Annotated in this window: 10 protein-coding genes; 8 read left to right on the plus strand and 2 right to left on the minus strand. The window is 72.9% G+C overall.

Annotated features, from left to right (window positions below):
- Positions 1 to 27: 27 nt before the first annotated feature.
- Complete coding sequence (locus AB0412_RS22655; protein WP_366404358.1) at positions 28 to 1,152, plus strand: GuaB3 family IMP dehydrogenase-related protein; 1,125 nt, start codon at positions 28 to 30, stop codon at positions 1,150 to 1,152.
- 245 nt (positions 1,153 to 1,397) lie between these two features.
- On the opposite strand, the gene AB0412_RS22660 is transcribed toward AB0412_RS22655, so the two are convergent.
- On the minus strand, positions 1,398 to 2,606 hold the full coding sequence (locus tag AB0412_RS22660) for a nucleotide sugar dehydrogenase (protein ID WP_366404359.1): 1,209 nt from the start codon (positions 2,604 to 2,606) through the stop codon (positions 1,398 to 1,400).
- A 274-nt stretch (positions 2,607 to 2,880) separates the two neighbouring features.
- On the opposite strand from AB0412_RS22660, the gene AB0412_RS22665 reads away from it, so the two are divergent.
- Positions 2,881 to 4,587, plus strand: a complete 1,707-nt coding sequence (locus AB0412_RS22665; RefSeq protein WP_366404360.1) for a glycerol-3-phosphate dehydrogenase/oxidase — start codon at positions 2,881 to 2,883, stop codon at positions 4,585 to 4,587.
- A 185-nt stretch (positions 4,588 to 4,772) separates the two neighbouring features.
- Here AB0412_RS22665 and AB0412_RS22670 read toward each other — a convergent pair whose 3' ends face one another.
- A complete protein-coding gene (locus AB0412_RS22670) occupies positions 4,773 to 5,816 on the minus strand; it encodes a serine hydrolase domain-containing protein (protein ID WP_366404361.1) in 1,044 nt (347 codons plus the stop codon).
- A gap of 171 nt (positions 5,817 to 5,987) precedes the next feature.
- On the opposite strand from AB0412_RS22670, the gene AB0412_RS22675 reads away from it, so the two are divergent.
- The 6 genes from AB0412_RS22675 to AB0412_RS22700 all read left to right on the plus strand — a co-directional run bounded on the left by AB0412_RS22675 (position 5,988) and on the right by AB0412_RS22700 (position 17,814).
- Complete coding sequence (locus AB0412_RS22675; RefSeq protein ID WP_366404383.1) at positions 5,988 to 8,108, plus strand: serine/threonine-protein kinase; 2,121 nt, start codon at positions 5,988 to 5,990, stop codon at positions 8,106 to 8,108.
- A gap of 165 nt (positions 8,109 to 8,273) precedes the next feature.
- Complete coding sequence (locus AB0412_RS22680; protein WP_366404362.1) at positions 8,274 to 10,916, plus strand: protein kinase; 2,643 nt, start codon at positions 8,274 to 8,276, stop codon at positions 10,914 to 10,916.
- A 289-nt stretch (positions 10,917 to 11,205) separates the two neighbouring features.
- Complete coding sequence (locus AB0412_RS22685; RefSeq protein ID WP_366404384.1) at positions 11,206 to 12,942, plus strand: protein kinase; 1,737 nt, start codon at positions 11,206 to 11,208, stop codon at positions 12,940 to 12,942.
- A gap of 75 nt (positions 12,943 to 13,017) precedes the next feature.
- Entirely contained in the window at positions 13,018 to 14,334 is a 1,317-nt protein-coding gene (locus AB0412_RS22690; RefSeq protein WP_366404363.1) for a protein kinase, read from the plus strand.
- Between the two features lie 36 nt (positions 14,335 to 14,370).
- Positions 14,371 to 16,077: a serine/threonine-protein kinase gene (locus tag AB0412_RS22695; protein ID WP_366404364.1), complete on the plus strand. Its 1,707-nt coding sequence runs from the start codon at positions 14,371 to 14,373 to the stop codon at positions 16,075 to 16,077.
- Between the two features lie 123 nt (positions 16,078 to 16,200).
- Entirely contained in the window at positions 16,201 to 17,814 is a 1,614-nt protein-coding gene (locus AB0412_RS22700; RefSeq protein ID WP_366404365.1) for a succinic semialdehyde dehydrogenase, read from the plus strand.
- The last annotated feature ends 46 nt before the right edge of the window (positions 17,815 to 17,860 follow it).

Consider the following 17,860-nt stretch of genomic DNA (forward strand, 5'->3'; position numbering starts at 1 on the left):
GCAACGCATCAGGGAAAGGCCACAGACGTGACTGAGATCGAGATCGGGCGCGGCAAGCGCGGCCGCCGGGCGTACGCCTTCGACGACATCGCCGTCGTCCCCAGCCGCCGTACGCGGGACCCGAAGGAGGTCTCGATCGCCTGGCAGATCGACGCCTACCGCTTCGAGCTGCCCTTCCTGGCCGCCCCCATGGACTCGGTCGTCTCGCCGGCCACCGCCATCCGCATCGGCGAGCTCGGCGGCCTCGGCGTGCTGAACCTCGAGGGCCTGTGGACGCGGTACGAGGACCCGCAGCCGCTGCTCGACGAGATCGCCGAGCTGCCCGTGGAGGCGGCCACCCGCCGCCTCCAGGAGATCTACGCCGCGCCGATCAAGGAGGAGCTGATCGGGCAGCGCATCAAGGAGGTGCGCGACTCCGGCGTGGTCACCGCCGCCGCGCTCTCCCCGCAGCGCACCGCACAGTTCTCCAAGGCCGTGGTCGACGCGGGCGTGGACATCTTCGTCATCCGCGGTACGACGGTCTCGGCTGAGCACGTCTCCGGCTCGCACGAGCCGCTGAACCTGAAGCAGTTCATCTACGAGCTCGACGTGCCGGTGATCGTCGGCGGCTGCGCCACCTACACCGCGGCCCTGCACCTGATGCGCACCGGCGCGGCCGGCGTCCTCGTCGGCTTCGGCGGCGGCGCCGCGCACACCACGCGCAACGTGCTCGGCATCCAGGTCCCGATGGCCACCGCCGTGGCCGACGTGGCCGCGGCCCGGCGTGACTACATGGACGAGTCCGGCGGCCGGTACGTGCATGTGATCGCGGACGGCGGCGTGGGCTGGTCCGGCGACCTGCCCAAGGCGATCGCCTGCGGTGCCGACGCGGTGATGATGGGCTCCCCGCTCGCCCGCGCGACCGACGGTCCGGGCAAGGGGCACCACTGGGGCATGGAGGCCGTCAACGAGGAGCTTCCGCGCGGCAAGAAGGTCGACCTCGGCACGGTCGGCACGCTGGAGGAGATCCTCACGGGCCCGTCCCACACCCCGGACGGTTCGATGAACCTCTTCGGCGCTCTGCGCCGCGCGATGGCCACGACCGGCTACAGCGAGCTGAAGGAGTTCCAGCGCGTCGAGGTCACGGTGGCGGACTCGCAGCATCGGCGATAGTCCCCGCGAGACATCAAGGGCCGGTCACCCGACGGGGTGACCGGCCCTTTCGCGTGTCCGGGCGGCGGGTGGGGGCGCTCGTGGCGGCGTGTCCGGGTGGGCGGGTGCCCGGGTGGAGTGTGAGGGCGCTGATGGCGGCGTGTCCCGGTTACGGGACGGGGCGCTCATGGCAGCCGGGGGCGCGCCATGGGCCGTCGCGCACGCCCACCGGGTGCTGGCGCACCCGTACCTCCCCGCGCGCTCTCCTACAACCGATACGCCGCCCCTGTGGGCGTGGCCCCGCGCGTGTCGAGCAGGAGCTGCGCCTTCACCGACAGGCCCTGGAGGTCGTAGGTGCGGTGCTGCTGGAGCAGGATCGTCAGGTCGGCCTCGGCGGCGGCCTCGTAGAGGGAGTCGGCGCGGGGCAGGGGACGGTCGAGGACGCTCCAGGACGGGACGTGCGGGTCGTGGTAGCTCACGGAGGCACCGAGTTCCATCAGCCGGACCGCGATCTCCTGGGCGGGACTGCCCTGCTGGTCGGCGAGGTCCGGCTTGTACGTGACACCGAGGAGCAGGACGCGTGCGCCCCGTGCCGACTTGCCGTGCTCGTTGAGGAGCGCGGCGGCTCGCTGCACGACGTAGCGTGGCATGCGGCTGTTGACCTCCTGGGCCAGTTCCGCCATGCGCAGCGTGCGCCCGGCGTGGGCGGTCAGGTCCTGCGGGACGGCATGGCCGCCGACGCCGGGGCCGGGACGGAACGCCTGGTAGCCGAACGGTTTCGTCTCCGCACAGCGGATGACGTCCCACAGATCGACGCCCATCTCGTGGCAGAGGACGGCCATCTCGTTGACGAGCGCGATGTTCACGTGCCGGAAGTTCGTCTCCAGGACCTGGACGGTCTCCGCTTCCCGGGGTCCACGCGCGCGTACCACCTTGTCGGTGAGCCGTCCGTAGAAGGCCGCGGCCGACTCGGTGCAGGCGGGTGTGAGGCCGCCGATGACCTTCGGCGTGTTGGCGGGGGTGAAGTCGCGGTTGCCGGGGTCGACGCGGCTGGGGGAGTAGGCGAGGTGGAAATCGCGTCCCGCGCGGAGACCGGATTCCGACTCGAGCAGGCGCCGGAGGACCCCCTCCGTCGTGCCGGGCGGCACGGGGGACTCCAGGATCACCGTGGTGTGGGGGCGCAGCCGCGCGGCGAGGGTGCGGGCGGCGGTCTCCACCTGCCCCAGATCCAGTCCGCCGTCCGCGGCGCGCGGGGTCGGCGCGCAGATGACCGCGGTGCGCACGCGCCCGAGCTCCGCCGGGTTCGCGGTGACGCGGAATCCCTGCGCGAGCATGCGGCGCACCTCGGCGGGGCTGAGGGAGCCTGCCTCGGGGCCGGTCCGGTAGCCGATGGTCGGCATGCCGGAGGCGACGGCGGCCTGGGCCAGGGGCAGGCCGTACGGGCCGAGTCCGATGACGGCGAGATCTGCGGGCATGGCGTGGGCCGTCCTTCCCAGTAGCCGAAGTGGGACAGGTGCGCAAGCCCTGTGGACAGAACGAGCGAGCGCAATGTCAGACTAGGAGTAAATATGACCGATTTGCGGGATTGATCGGCCGAGTTTTGGTGAGTCGTTCCGCGCGGTTGTCCACAGGCTGGGGGGTGCGTGGTGGCTGAAGTCGGGCAAGCCGGTCAGAATTTGGGCATGAGGGAGGGGAACCGGGCTTCGCCCGACGGGTGCGGCCGACGCGACCGATGAGCGGGAGGCAGCGGTGAGGACAGCGACACTGGGGCCGGCGCAGCGCGCCGAGTCACTCGCAGCCATGGCCGAGCGCGAGCTGGACGTGCTGGTGGTGGGCGGCGGCGTCGTCGGCGCGGGCACCGCGCTCGACGCCGTGACGCGCGGTCTGTCCACGGGATTGGTCGAGGCGCGTGATTGGGCCTCGGGCACCTCCAGCCGGTCCAGCAAGCTGATACACGGCGGCCTGCGCTATCTGGAGATGCTGGACTTCGGGCTCGTGCGGGAGGCGCTGAAGGAACGCGGCCTGCTGCTGGAGCGGCTCGCTCCGCATCTGGTGAAGCCGGTGCCGTTCCTCTATCCGCTCCAGCACAAGGGCTGGGAGCGGCTGTACGCCGGTTCGGGCGTCGCGCTCTACGACGCCATGTCCATGGCCCGCGGACACGGCCGGGGCCTGCCCCTGCACCGCCACCTGAGCCGACGTCACGCCCTGCGGGTGGCCCCGTGCTTGAAGAGGGACGCGCTGGTCGGAGCCTTGCAGTACTACGACGCACAGATGGACGACGCCCGCTTCGTGGCGACCCTGGTGCGCACCGCCGCGGCATACGGTGCGAACGTCGCCAACCGCGCGCGCGTGACCGGATTCCTGCGCGAGGGCGAGCGGGTCGTCGGTGCCCGGGTGCAGGACGTGGAAGGGGGCGGCGAGTACGAGGTCCGCGCCAAGCAGGTCGTCAACGCCACGGGTGTGTGGACCGACGACACCCAGGCGATGGTCGGCGAGCGCGGCCAGTTCCACGTCCGGGCCTCCAAGGGCATCCACCTCGTCGTCCCCAAGGACCGCATCCACTCCACGACCGGCCTCATCCTGCGCACCGAGAAGTCCGTGCTGTTCGTCATCCCCTGGGGCCGGCACTGGATCGTCGGGACCACGGACACCGACTGGGACCTCGACAAGGCCCACCCGGCCGCGTCCAGCGCGGACATCGACTATCTGCTGGAACACGTCAACTCGGTGCTCGCGGTCCCGCTCACACGGGACGACGTGGAGGGCGTCTACGCCGGTCTGCGGCCACTGCTCGCCGGCGAGTCCGACGCCACCAGCAAGCTGTCGCGCGAGCACACCGTGGCGCATCCGGTGCCCGGGCTCGTCGTGGTCGCCGGCGGCAAGTACACGACCTACCGCGTCATGGCCAAGGACGCGGTGGACGCGGCCGTCCACGGGCTCGACGTGCGCGTCGCCGACTGCGTCACCGAGGACACCCCGCTGGTGGGGGCCGAGGGATACCGGGCCCTGTGGAACGCGCGTGCGCGGATCGCCGCCCGCACCGGACTGCACCCGGTGCGCGTGGAGCACCTGCTGAACCGGTACGGGGCGATGGCCGAGGAGGTCCTGGACCTCATCGCGGCGGACCCCTCCCTGGGTGAGCCGCTGCAGGCGGCCGACGACTATCTGCGCGCCGAGATCACCTACGCCGCCTCCCACGAAGGGGCGCGGCATCTGGACGACGCCCTGACCCGGCGCACCCGCATCTCGATCGAGACATTCGACCGGGGCACGCGCAGCGCCCGGGAGGCCGCGGAACTGATGGCGCCGGTGCTGGGCTGGGACAAGGACCAGATCGAGCGCGAGGTGCAGCACTACGAGAAGCGGGTGGAGGCCGAGCGCGAGTCCCAGCGCCAGCCGGACGACCTGACGGCGGACGCGGCACGGCTGGGGGCGCCGGACATCGTGCCGCTGTGATCCGTCGCCGTGGACGAAGCGACGCCGACGCCGTTGACGGAACGCCGCCGCTGCTGCTGACGGAAGGCCGCGGCCCGCTGACGGAGCACCCGCGCCGTTGATGTCGACGACGTCGCCCGACCCCGCCCGCTCATTCACTCGAACGAGTGTCGCGAACCGGGATCTTCGTTCGGAACCCGGCCGTTCTACGAGGTGCGAGGGCAGAACTCGGCCGCGAGCACCGCGGGTTCGAGACCGGGATCGGCTATCGCGTCCGTGTTCACCCGGAAGGTGAGGACACGCCGGCCGTCGACGGTGGCTGCGGTGCGCACGTAGCTGCCGGAGATGTGCCCGTTGTGCCCCCACACGGTGGTGCCGCACGGAAGTCTCACGGGATACAGACCCAGGCCGTACGAGCCGTGTGCGGTACGGGTGTCGAGCATCTCGCGCAGCATGCGCGGGTGCAGCAGCTCACCGCCGAGCAGTCCCGCGTAGAAGCGGTCCAGATCGGCGAGCGTGGTCACCAGCTCGCCCGCGGCGCCGGCCACCCGCGGATCGAGTTCGGTGACGTCTTCGCCGTCGGTGGTGTAGGCGCGGCCGTGCGGTGAGGGCAGGGAGGTCTCGGAGCCGGGGAAGGAGGTGCCCGTCAGTCGGAGCGGAGCGATGATGCGCTGCTCGGCCTCGGCGGCGTAGGAGCGGCCGGTGACCTGTTCGACGACCAGGCCGAGCAGGACGTAGTTGGTGTTCGAGTAGGAGAAGCGGCCTCGGTCGGCCGGAGGGTGGGTGAGTGCGATGCGCAGGGCCTGAAGAGGCGTCACGGCGACGGTGCCGTGGGTCCGGGCGGTGAAGTCGTGCAGGCCGCTGGTGTGCGCGAGCAGGGAACGCAGGGTCAGCGCGCGGCCGTCGTTCCCCGCTCCCCTCACCAGCCCCGGCAGATGATCCTCCACGGTGTCCGACAGCGACAGGCGCTGCTCTTCGGCCAGTTGCAGCACCACCGTCGCGATGAACGTCTTCGTGATGCTGCCGGCGCGGAAGTGGTCGGCGCGTGCCATGCCCCGGCCGGCGTGGGCATAGCGCGAGCCGGTCTCCTCCCGGGCCAGCAGGGCCGCTCCCGGTGCCCCGCCTCGTGTGACCAGCAGGGGCAGGAGCGCGTCCGTGGGGGAGGCCGAAGGGGCCGAGGAGGCCGTCGGGGTGAGTGCGAGCAGAGCCAGGGACACAGGGACGGCCAGTAGTGTCCGAAGCGGCGGCATCCCGGTTCCTCCCTTGTCGGAGGCCCATCATGCAGGGCGGGAAAACGCGCCCATCACCCGGGTTCCCGGTGCGTGCGGGCCGCGCCGGCGCCTGAGGCACCCTGGGCGTCGGCCACTTGCCGGGTGAGAGACAATGAAGGCTCTGTCAGGGCGGGTTGCATGAGGGGACGCATGTCGGAGGCGGAGCGGGCGGGGACATCCCGTCAGGACGAGAGCGCACGTCTCCTCGCCGGGCGGTACCGGCTGGGAGAAGTGCTCGGCCGCGGCGGCATGGGGACGGTGTGGCGAGCCGAGGACGAGACCCTGGGGCGGACGGTCGCCGTCAAGGAACTCCGGTTCCCGGCGAACATCGACGAGGACGAGAAACGGCGGCTCATCACGCGAACGCTGCGTGAGGCCAAGGCGATCGCCCGGATCCGCAACAACAGCGCCGTGACCGTCTTCGACGTGGTCCAGGAGGACGACCGGCCCTGGATCGTGATGGAGCTCGTCGAGGGCAAGTCGCTCGCCGAGGTCATCCGGGAGGACGGCCTGCTCGAGCCCAGGCGTGCCGCGGAGGTCGGGCTCGCCGTGCTCGACGTGCTGCGGTCCGCTCACCGGCAGGGCATCCTGCACCGTGACGTGAAACCGTCGAACGTGCTCATCGCCGAGGACGGCCGGGTCGTGCTCACCGACTTCGGCATCGCCCAGGTCGAGGGCGACCCGTCCATCACCTCGACCGGAATGCTCGTCGGCGCGCCCTCCTACATCTCCCCGGAGCGGGCCCGCGGACACAAGCCGGGTCCGGCGGCCGACCTGTGGTCGCTCGGCGGGCTGCTGTACGCGGCGGTGGAGGGATCGCCGCCGTACGACAAGGGGTCCGCGATCGCCACGCTCACGGCGGTGATGACCGAGCCGCTCGAGGAACCGAAGAACGCGGGACCGCTCAGGGACGTCATCCACGGGCTGCTCAACAAGGACCCCGACCAGCGGCTCGATGACGCCGGTGCGCGGGCAATGCTGAACGCGGTCATCCACGCGCCCGAGCCCGAGGAGGCCGAGCAGGAGCCGGCGGACGCGACGAAGGTCGTTCCGCTGCCGGAGCAGCCCGGTGAGCGGGCCCGGTCCGGTGGCAAGCGGGGCGAGGAGGCCGGGGAGCGGCTGCGGGGCGCGCTGCGTTCCGTGCGCAAGGCGGCTGCCGTGGCCGCGGGGACCGCCGGTGCCGGGGCGGCGGCCGGCGCCAAGTCGGGTGGAACTACCGCGACTTCCGGCTCGGGCGGTGCCACCGCGACCTCCGGCTCGGGCGGGTCCGCCGGGTCCGCCGAGGGTGCGGGAGCGGCGGCGGAGGCGGGAGCGGGCACGTCGGGTGCGGGGGCCGGTGCCGCATCGTCCCCGGCGCGCACCGCGTCCACGGGCGCGGCTGCGCAGTCCGACGAGGCGTCGGGCTCCGGGGACGAGGCCGGGGCGCAGGAGGGTTCGCAGAAGACGAAGCCGGCGGCCGGGGGCGCGAGTTCGGGGTGGCCGGTGATGACGCCGCCGGATCTGCCGGCCCGGCCCGCGCCCAGGGCGTCGCTCACCGATGTGGTGCCGCGGCGGACGCTGGTCGCCATCGCGGTGATCGTGGTGCTCGCCGTCCTCGGGCTGGTGATCGGCATCGCGCTCGGCGGAGACGACGAAGGCGGCAAGGCCGCGAAGGGCGGCGCCGGTGTGACGGCCGGGGCGTCCTCCAGTGCCGAGACCAAGGGGGACGAGAAGGACGGCACCCGTACGGACGGTTCCGCCACCGAATCGGCGGGAGCGGCGGCGGGAGCCGGTTCGGCGGAGAGCGACGCGGGATCCGGGCACGGTGGGTCGGACGACGCGGCCGGGGACGGCGGCGGCTCGGCGGACGACACGTACAAGGGCGGCCAGGGGTACTCGATCGGGCTGCCCGAGGGGTGGAAGTTCCAGTCGACGGGGTCGGCGGGAGACCGCTTCACGGGGCCTGACGGGCAGAAGCTGCTGGTCGCCTGGACGTCCACGCCGAAGGACGACCCGGTGGCGGACTGGAAGAACCAGGAACGCTACATGGTGCGTTCGCAGTACAAGAAGATCCGCATCGAGGAGGTGGGCTACCGGGGGTGGAAGGCGGCCGACTGGGAGTTCACCTATGTGGAGGGCGGGACGAAGTGGCGGACCGTCGACCGGGGGTTCGTCGTCGACGACCGGCTCGGGTACGCGCTGATGTACACGGCGAAGGCCGCCGCGTGGGGTGACGAGGAGCGCAGGGAGACCTGGCGGACGCTGACGCGCTCCTTCGAGCCCAAGTCCTGAGCCGGTCCCGGGCATGAGCCGCCCCCGGTTTGGGGAGTGAGATGTGGCAATCCCCTCTTTGCGGGTTGCCTCGGGCACGTATCGTGAGTGCTTGCGGACCGTACGCAGCCGGAACGGGTCGCGAGGCGAACGGAATTGACCGACCGTACTGCCGGGGGAGGCAACGTGGACGACTATGCGGGACGGGTTCTCGCCGACCGCTACCGCCTGCCGCTGCCGCCCTCCGACGAGTACGAACTCACCGAGACTCGCGCCTTCGACACGTACAGCGGGCAGGAAGTCCTGGTCAGGCAGGTGCCGTTGCCGGAGGTCGTCGAGGCCGAGGTGCTCGACGCAGAGGGTCTGCCGGACGGCTTCACCGCGCGGGACGGCAGCGCACGGCGTGGTTCCGGGCGGGCGCCCGCGCGGGCGGGTACGCGGCGGCCCACGGATCCGGTCGTGCGGCGGGCGGTGGAGGCCGCGCAGGCGGCGGCCGCCATCCCGGACCACCCACGGCTCGACCAGGTGTTCGACGTGTTCGCGGAGGGCGGTTCGCTGTGGGTCGTCAGTGAGCTGGTGGCCGCGCGTCCGCTGGCCGCGCTGCTCGCCGAGAAGCCGCTGACGCCGTACCGGGCGGCGGAGGTGGCCTCCGACGTGCTGATGGCGCTGCGGGTGCTGCACTCCCACGGCTGGGTGCACCGGAACATCACCGCGCGCACGGTCCTGGTCTGCGACGACGGCCGGGTGATGCTCACCGGCTTGGCGGTCGGTGCGGCCGAGGAAGCGCTGTGCGGGTACGACCCGGTGCCGGCTCCGGACTCCGAGACGCCGAAGGAGGGGGAGGCCGGGACATCCGGGCCGGTGCCGCCCCCCGCAGTGCCGGATGCGGAACGCACGGCGGCCTGGCCGCCCGGAGCCGCCGCCGGCCCGGTGCCGGCACCGGGGCCCAGGACCGACCCCGACGCCATGCGCCGGGCCGCGATCGAGGCGCGAGCCGGGCGGCTGCCCGGAGCCGGCGCCGACACACCGGGCGGTGTCCCCGCCGCCACGGCTCCCCGGGCCCTCGGCAGTGCCGGGGACGTCAGGGCGGCCCGCGCGGGCGCCATCGCCGCGTACCGGGCGGGAGCGCGTGCCGCGGCGCGGGTGCAGGAGGCGCAGCAGAGCGGCCGGACGGCCGCCGCCCTGCCCGGTGCCCGGACGGCACCGGAGGGCGGCCAGGCTCCGCCGCCCGCCGGACCCCACACCAACGGCTCCGCTCAGCCGCCGTACACCGCCGGGCCTGGGCGACACGCGGGCCCGGGCGGTCAGGGAGCGCCGAACGGCGCGGGCACGCAGCCCGGTGCGCTGCCGCCGGGCCAGATCGCCGATCCCTACGGCGTCGCCGCCACCGGCTGGCACGGAGCCACGCCCCGCACCGGCACCACCCCACCAGCCGACGGCACCGGCGCGCAGGGACGCACCGCGCTCCCGCCCGCCGGCACCCGCACCACCCCGGCCGCCCCCACGCCCAGCACCACCCCGCCGACGCCCGCGCGGTGGGACGAGCTGGCGGCGCAGACGCCCGTGCCGCGCGGACCCACCAGCGCGTTGGCCGCCGAGCGGGCCCGGCAGGCGCGGATGGCCGTCGTCGGACCGGTGACGGAGCGGTGGGCGCCCGAGCAGGCCGGGCCCGTGCACGAGAACTGGCAGCTGGCCGCGCCGATCGGTCCCGCCACCGACCTCTGGGCGCTGGGGGCGCTGCTGTTCCGGGCCGTGCAGGGGCATGCTCCGTACCCGGAGGAGTCCACGGCCGAGCTGGTGCAGATGGTGTGTGCCGAGCCGCCCGCGTTCGCCGAGGAGTGCGGGCCGCTCCGGCCGGTCGTGGAGTCGCTGCTGCGGCAGGACCCCACGGAGCGGCCGGACATAGAGGAGCTGCGCGGCTGGCTGCGCTCCCTGGTGCGGTCGGCGCCCGAGCCCGAGGCCGGCCTGCACGTCATCACGGCCCCGCCGCTGGAGGGCAGCCGGCTGCCGGTGGTGCGCCGCCGGGGCGAGCTGGTGCGCAGACGGCGCGCGGCACTGCCGGCCCACCACGGCCGGCACAAGCGGGCCAAACAGAGCGCCCGTTCCCCGCGCCGGCTCGGTCGCACTCTGCTCCTGCTGGTGCTGCTCGTGATGGCCGCCGCCATCGCGTACGCCATGCTGTTCATGCCGAAGGCCGGTGAGGAGACCACGGGCGCCGGTGCGACCGGCGAGGTCAGCCAGGCGCCGCCGTCGCGGGACACGGGCGGCGCGCCGGGCGGGGACGACGAGGCCGCGCCCGAGCCCAAGGACAGCCCGGAGAAGAGCCCCGAGGAGTCGGCCGGCTCCACCGAGACCCAGACCACCGGTCCCGAGGCCGCCGAGGGCTTCACGCTGCGCAAGGATCCCGAGGGGTTCCAGATCGCCGTCGCCGAGGACTGGCAGCGCACCGGGAAGAACGGCAGCGGCCAGATCGTCTACTCCCGCGGTGACTTCGAGCTGATCGTGGTGCCGGGCCGGGACAGCGCCGAGCGGTACGGCAGCGACCCCATGGCGTATCAGCGGGAGGACGAGCGTGAGCTCCAGCCGTACCGCGACTCCAGTTGGGCCACCTCCACCGGGCTGAAGACCATCGAGGTGGGCGGGCGCACCATGGCGGAGGGGCAGTTCACCTGGACCGGCGGCGACGGGGGCGAGTTGTATGTCCGCAATCTCGCGGCGCTGATCGACGGCCGCTACCACGTGGTGCAGGTCCGCGGACCGGAGGGCGAGCGGGACGAGGTGACCCGGCTGTACGAACAGGCAGCGGCCACCTACCGGTTCACCGGCTGACGGGGAGCTGACCGCGAGCCGACCGAAAACTGACGGAGAGCCGACGGAGAGCTGACCCCGACCCGACTGAGAACGGACGGAGAGCTGACCCCGAGCCGACCGGGAACGGACGGGGAGCCGACCGAGAACTGACGGAGAACGTACGCATCCCTACCCCCTGTGGTTGCCTGGCGCCCCGGACAGCGACAACCATCACAGTGCGGTCTCCTTGGCACCCCGCCCGTTCCCAGGATGGGGGTCGGTCCTTACCCTGACCCTGTCAAGACCATTGCGGGGCAACGTGAATCAGATGCAGGGCTCGCTCGTCGCGGGCCGCTACCGGCTCGGAGAGTCCATCGGCAGCGGTGGCATGGGCCGGGTGTGGCGTGCGCACGACGAGGTGCTGCACCGGTCCGTCGCCATCAAGGAGTTGACCGCCGCACTCTACGTCTCCGACAGCGAACAGGCGATGCTGCTCGCGCGGACCCGCGCCGAGGCACGCGCGGCGGCGCGGATCAACCACTCCGCGGTCGTCACGGTGCACGACGTGCTGGAGCACGACGGCCGGCCGTGGATCGTGATGGAGCTGGTCGAGGGCCGTTCGCTGGCCGACGCGGTCAAGGAGGAGGGCCGCGTCGAGCCCCGCGAGGCCGCGCGTGTCGGCATGTGGGTGCTACGCGCGTTGCGCGCCGCCCACACGGCAGGTGTCCTGCACCGCGACGTCAAGCCCGGCAACGTTCTCCTCGGCCGTGACGGGCGGGTGCTGCTCACCGACTTCGGCATCGCGCAGATCGACGGCGACACCGCCATCACCCGGACCGGAGAGGTCGTCGGCTCGGTCGACTACCTCGCGCCCGAGCGGGTGCGCGGCCACGACCCGGGTCCGGCCTCCGACCTGTGGGCGCTCGGCGCCACCCTGTACACGGCGGTGGAGGGCAGATCGCCGTTCCGCCGCACCTCACCGCTGACCACCATGCAGGCGGTCGTCGAGGAGGAGGCCACCGAGCCGCGGCACGCCGGACCGCTCGCCCCGGTCATCGGCGCCCTGCTGAGCAAGGATCCGGCCGACCGCCCCGACGCCGCGGCGGCCGAGCAGATGCTCGCGGAGGCGGCGGAGGGGCGCCGGCCCGACTCGGCGCAGCTGTACGTGCCGACCCGGGCCGCCGGCGCGCACGTACCGCTGCCGGACGAGACCCGGCCGGACGGTGCCGGGTCCCGCTTCCCGCACGCGACCGGACCGAGCGGGCCGACCGGTCAGACCGGTCAGACCGGACCGACCGCCGTTCAGCCGCCGCACGCGACCGGACGGACGGCCGCGCAGCCGCCGTACGCGCCCGCGGGCGCAGCCGTCACGCCCACCGGAACCGTTGCCACCGGGCCCGGATCCGCCGCCGGGCCCGCCCGGCGCAAGCGCCGGCGCCTGATCGCGCTGGTGGTCGCCCTCGCCGCGGTCATCGGCGGCGGTACCGCGGTGGTGCTCCAGCAGTGGGACCAGTCCAGGGGCGACGGCGGTACGGCGGCCCCCTCCGAGACGCCGCGTCCCAGCGCCTCGAACAGCGACGGGGCCGGGTCCACCGCTGGCCTCCCGGCGGGCTGGGTACGGCGCACCGACCCGCTCGGCTTCAGCATCGCCCTGCCCGGCGAGGACTGGCAGCGCACCTACGACGAAGAGACCGGCCAGGTCGACTACACGCCCGACCGCGGCAAGCACTCCATCCGGATCGCCATGGACGACTCCCCCGACTTCGACGATCCCTTCGAGCACCTGAGCGACCTGGACTGGCAGATAGGGCAGCGGCTCGTCGACTACCGGCGGGTCAAGCTGCAGCGCGACCTCTACCGCGACCGCCCGAGCGCACGCCTGGAGTACACCTGGACGGCGCTCGCCAAGGACACGGACTTCCCGGGGCCGTACCGGGCCGTCGACCAGATGTACATCTCGCGCGAAGGGGTCGAGTACGCGCTCCTCATGACCGCCCCCGCCGACGACTGGGCGACGACCAGCGAGCAGTTCGAGACGGTGCTCAAGGGCTGGCGCGAGCCGTAACACCCGCACACCGGCCGCCGCTTGGCTGAATCGGCGTACCGGAGGGAACACATCCGGTGGGGCATGATGGGCCCCATGGGGACCGAGGGGCAGTCCGGCAACGGGTCCGCGCGGGACAACAACGCCCGTGTCATCGCAGGCCGTTACCGTCTGGAGTCGAGACTCGGCCGCGGTGGCATGGGCGTGGTGTGGCGGGCGACGGACCAACTGCTCGGGCGCGGCGTGGCCGTCAAGGAACTGCCCGTCGACGAGACCCTCTCCGCGGAGGACGCCCGCCGGCAGCGCGAGCGCACGCTGCGCGAGGCCCGGGCGCTCGCCCAGCTGAGTCATCCGCACATCATCGTGGTCCACGACGTCGTGGAGGACGACGAACGCCCCTATATCGTCCTGGAGTTGATCGACGGCTGCTCCCTCGCGGACCGTGTCGCCGGCCGGGGCGCGGTCGACGCCGACGAGGCCGCGCGCATCGGCATCGAGCTGCTCGGGGCGTTACGGGCCGCCCACGCCGCCGGGGTACTGCACCGCGACCTCAAGCCCGCCAACGTCCTGCTGGAGAACGGCACGGACCGGGTCGTCCTCACCGACTTCGGCATCGCCCAGGTCGCGGGCGCCACCACGCTCACCGAGTCCGGCTCCTTCGTCGGCTCGCCCGAGTACACCGCCCCCGAGCGGATGTCCGGCACCAGAACCGGGCCCGAGTCGGATCTGTGGTCCCTGGGCGCGCTGCTGTGCACGGCCCTCAGCGGCGAATCGCCCTTTCGGCGCGACTCGATCGGGGGCGTTCTGCACGCCGTGGTCGTCGACGAGATCCGGCCGCCCGCGCAGGCCGGGCCGATCCTGCCCGTCGTACGCGGCCTGCTGGAGCGTGACCCCGACCGGCGGCTGGACGCGGACAGCGCCGAGCTGATGCTGCGGGCGTTCCGCGAGACGGGCCGTACGCCGGAGGTGCCGCCGCTGAGATACCCGCCGGCGGATCGGGGCCGGCCCCGGCTGCGGCGCACGGCATGGCGGGAACCGGGCAGCGCGCACCCGCCCGAGGCACCCGGCACGTCGGCCGACGAGCGCCCGGAGACCCGGCCGCCCACCCGAAGCGTGCTGGTGGCCGCGCTGGCCGTCGCCGCGATGGCGGGAGCGGGCGTGTCCGCGGCGGCGCTGCTGATGGACCGTGAGGGCGGCGGGGGCGGCACGCCGAGCAGTACGGCACCTCAGACGCCCCCGAGCTCCTCCGACTCCGCGTCACCCACCGCTCCTCGGGCGTCCACCGCTCCTCGGGCGTCCACCGCTCCTCGGACGTCCACCGCTCCTCGGACGTCCCCCTCCGCCCCCAGTCCGCATAAATGGGAGATAAGCCCCAGTGAGAGTCACGGGTCTGTGACCGGTTCGGGTTCGTAGTGGATCCATGGCCGCCCCGCGCGATATGGATGAACCATGAGCAACAACGGGGGAGCCCGCCACGGGGCCGACGAGCCGACGAGTTTTGGTCTGCAACCGCCGAACCCCGGCCCGCCCGGGGCCGTGCCGCACCCAGGCAATCCGTACGCCGCACCGACGCAGGTGGTGCCCCAGCAGGCCCCCGACGGCCCCCAGCGGCAGGCACAGCACGCCCAGCCCCAGCCCCCGCAGCCCCACCCGTCCCCCGAGCCCGGCACCGGACGCCTCGTCGCGGGCCGCTACCGGCTGCTCGCCAAGCTCGGGCACGGCGGCATGGGCACGGTGTGGCGGGCCAAGGACGAGACGGTGGACCGCGAGGTCGCCGTCAAGGAGCCCCGCGTACCCGAGCACCTTCCCGAGCGTGAACGGGCCAACGCGTTCGAGCGGATGCGCCGCGAGGCCCGCGCCGCGGCCCGGCTCGACCACCCGGCGGTGGTGGACGTCCATGACGTGGCCGTCGTGGACGGTCAGCCGTGGATCGTGATGGAGCTGGTCAACGGCCGTTCGCTCGGCGCCGTCCTCCAGGAGGAGGGCACGCTCTCCGCACGCGAGGCGGCCCGTGTCGGCCTGGAAGTGCTCGGCGCGCTGGAGGCGGCCCACGCGGCGGGCGTCCTGCACCGGGACGTGAAGCCGGACAACGTTCTGCTCGGCCGGTACGACCGTGTCGTGCTGACCGACTTCGGCATCGCCCAGATCGAGGGCGAGACCAATCTGACCGACACCGGCGGGTTCGTCGGTTCGCCCGAGTACATCGCCCCGGAGCGCGTGCTCGGCCAGCGCCCCGGCCCCGCCTCCGACCTGTGGTCGCTCGGAGTGGTGCTGTACGCGGCGACGGAGGGCGTCTCGCCGTTCCGCCGCAGCAACACCCCCGCCACGCTGCAGTCCGTCCTCAACGCCACGCCCGCGCCGCCCGCTTCCGTGCAGGGACCGCTGGCCGAGGTCATCACCGCACTGCTGCAGAAGGACCCGGCGCGCCGTCCGAACGCCGCCCAGGTCCGCACCCTGCTGGAGGCCGCCGCCAACCCGCCCGCGCCGCAGCCGACGCAGGTCGTCCAGGTGCCCGTCCCCGGCTCCGGGGGCAAGGGCATCCGGATCGGCCGCAAGACGCTGATCGGGCTGGGCGCCGCGGTCGTCGCGGCCGCGGTGGCGGTGTATCTGGTGCTCGCCGATCCGTTCGCGGGGCCGCTGCCGGACGGCTGGGAGACCCACGACGAGAAGGCCGTCGGCGCGACCCTGGCGGTGCCGAAGGGGTACAAGCGGTCCGTGCCCGAGGAGACCGACCAGAGCCACTGGGTGAGATACACCGATCTGAGCGGCGCCATCTCCATCGGTCTGACCCTTGAGAAGCAGGCCGAGGACACCGGCAACATCGCGGGCTCCGCCGACGCCGAGATGTACGAGGACGACGCCGACTTCAAGGACGGCGCCTACAACTACGGCATCCCCGACGACCCGAGCACCAGGACGAGCCCCAGACCGAACCTGACCTACAAGGGCAAGAAAGCGGCCGAGAACACCGTCGTCTACACGACCGACGACAGCCAGAACCCGCTTCCCCGCGAGCTGAGGATCTTCTACTACAAGACCTCCAAGGGCGACATGTACAAGCTCACCATCGGCTACCCCGGCAAGGGCGACTTCACGGAGCGGGGCCGCGAGGTGGCGAAGACGGCGATCGCGAATCTGGACGTCAACAAGCTCTGAGCGCTCGGCAACGCCCTGATCAGGGGCTTTGTTGCCAGCGTTCACTGGCGGCGTGTGTGAGCGGTCGGTGAATCTGTTACCGACGGGTACACAAAGTGTTCGCCCGGGCATACCCTGCGGCTCATGACGGACGCGCAGACCCGGGAATCGACCGGCACCAACCCCCTCGCCCCCGCCCCGGCGGGCGCCCGCACCGCCGCCGACGTGGTCACGCCCGAGCTGATAGCCCAGCTCACCAAGGGCATCGTCGGGTCCGGCCGGACGGCCAATCACACCCCGTTCACGGGCGAGAAGCTGGCCGACCTGCCGGAGTCGACGCCTCAGGACGTGGAGAAGGCCTTCGCCGCGGCCCGCGCCGCCCAGTCCGTCTGGGCGCAGACCCCGGTGCGGCAGCGCGCCGCCGTCCTGCTCCGCTTCCACGACATCCTGCTGGAGCGCCAGGCCGAGGTCCTCGACCTGGTTCAGCTGGAGACCGGCAAGGCCCGGCTGCACGCCCACGAGGAGGTGCAGGCCGTCGCCGTCGCCGCCCGTCACTACGGCCGCCGCGCCGCCGCGTACCTCAGGCCCAAGCGGCACACGGGCGCCATCCCGACCCTGACGAAGGTCACCGAACTGCGCCATCCGCGCGGCGTCGTGGGCCAGATCGCACCCTGGAACTACCCTCTCGAACTCTCCGTCGGCGACGCGCTCCCCGCCTTCGTCGCGGGCAACGCGGTCGTGATGAAGCCCGACACCGAGACCTGCCTCACCGCGCTGTGGGCCCGCGACCTGCTGATCGAGGCCGGGCTGCCCGCCGACGTCTTCCAGGTCGTCCTCGGCGAGGGCCCGGTCGTCGGACCCGAGGTCGTCAAGCACGCCGACTACGTCTCCTTCACCGGCTCCACCGCCACCGGCCGCCAGGTCGCGCAGGGCGCCGCCGCCCGCCTGGTCGGCTTCTCCCTCGAACTCGGCGGCAAGAACGCCATGCTGGTCCTCGAGGACGCCGACCTCGACAAGGCCGCCGCGGGCGCCGTCCGCGCCTGCTTCTCCTCCGCGGGCCAGCTGTGCATCTCCATCGAGCGGCTCTACGTCCACGAGTCGATCGCCGACGCCTTCCTGGAGCGCTTCGTCGCCCGCACCGAGGCGCTGCGCCTCGGCACCTCCCTCGCCTACGGCGCCGACATGGGCTCCCTGGTCGGCGAACGCCAACTCACCGCCGTCACCCGGCACGTGGAGGACGCGGTCGCCAAGGGCGCCAAGGTGCTCGCGGGCGGCAAGGCCCGCCCGGACGTCGGCCCGTACTTCTACGAGCCGACCATCCTCGACGGCGTCGAGGCCCCCATGGCCGTCTGCACCGAGGAGACCTTCGGCCCGGTCGTGTCGATCTACCGTTTCAAGGACGACGACGACGCGATCGAGCGCGCCAACTCCACCTCGTACGGCCTGAACTCCTCGGTGTGGACGAAGAACGCCCGGCGTGGCCGCGAGATCGCCGCCCGCCTGCGCACCGGCACGGTCAACATCAACGAGGGCTACGCGCCCGCCTACGGCAGCGTCCAGTCCCCGATGGGCGGCATGAAGGACTCGGGCCTCGGCCGCCGCCACGGCGCGGAGGGGATCCTGAAGTACACCGAGGCCCAGACGGTCGCCCACCAGCGTCTGCTGCCGATGGCCCCTTCGCTGGGCATGGACGACGAGAAGTACGCGGCGTTCATGAGCCGCAGCCTGAGGGCGATGAAGGCACTCCGGTTCAGGTGAGGCGCTCTTAGGCGCGCGGGGCCGCATCGGCATGCGGCCGGCGCCG

Origin of the sequence: Streptomyces sp. NPDC052012, from assembly GCF_040689265.1 — a bacterium.
Classification (GTDB): domain Bacteria; phylum Actinomycetota; class Actinomycetes; order Streptomycetales; family Streptomycetaceae; genus Streptomyces.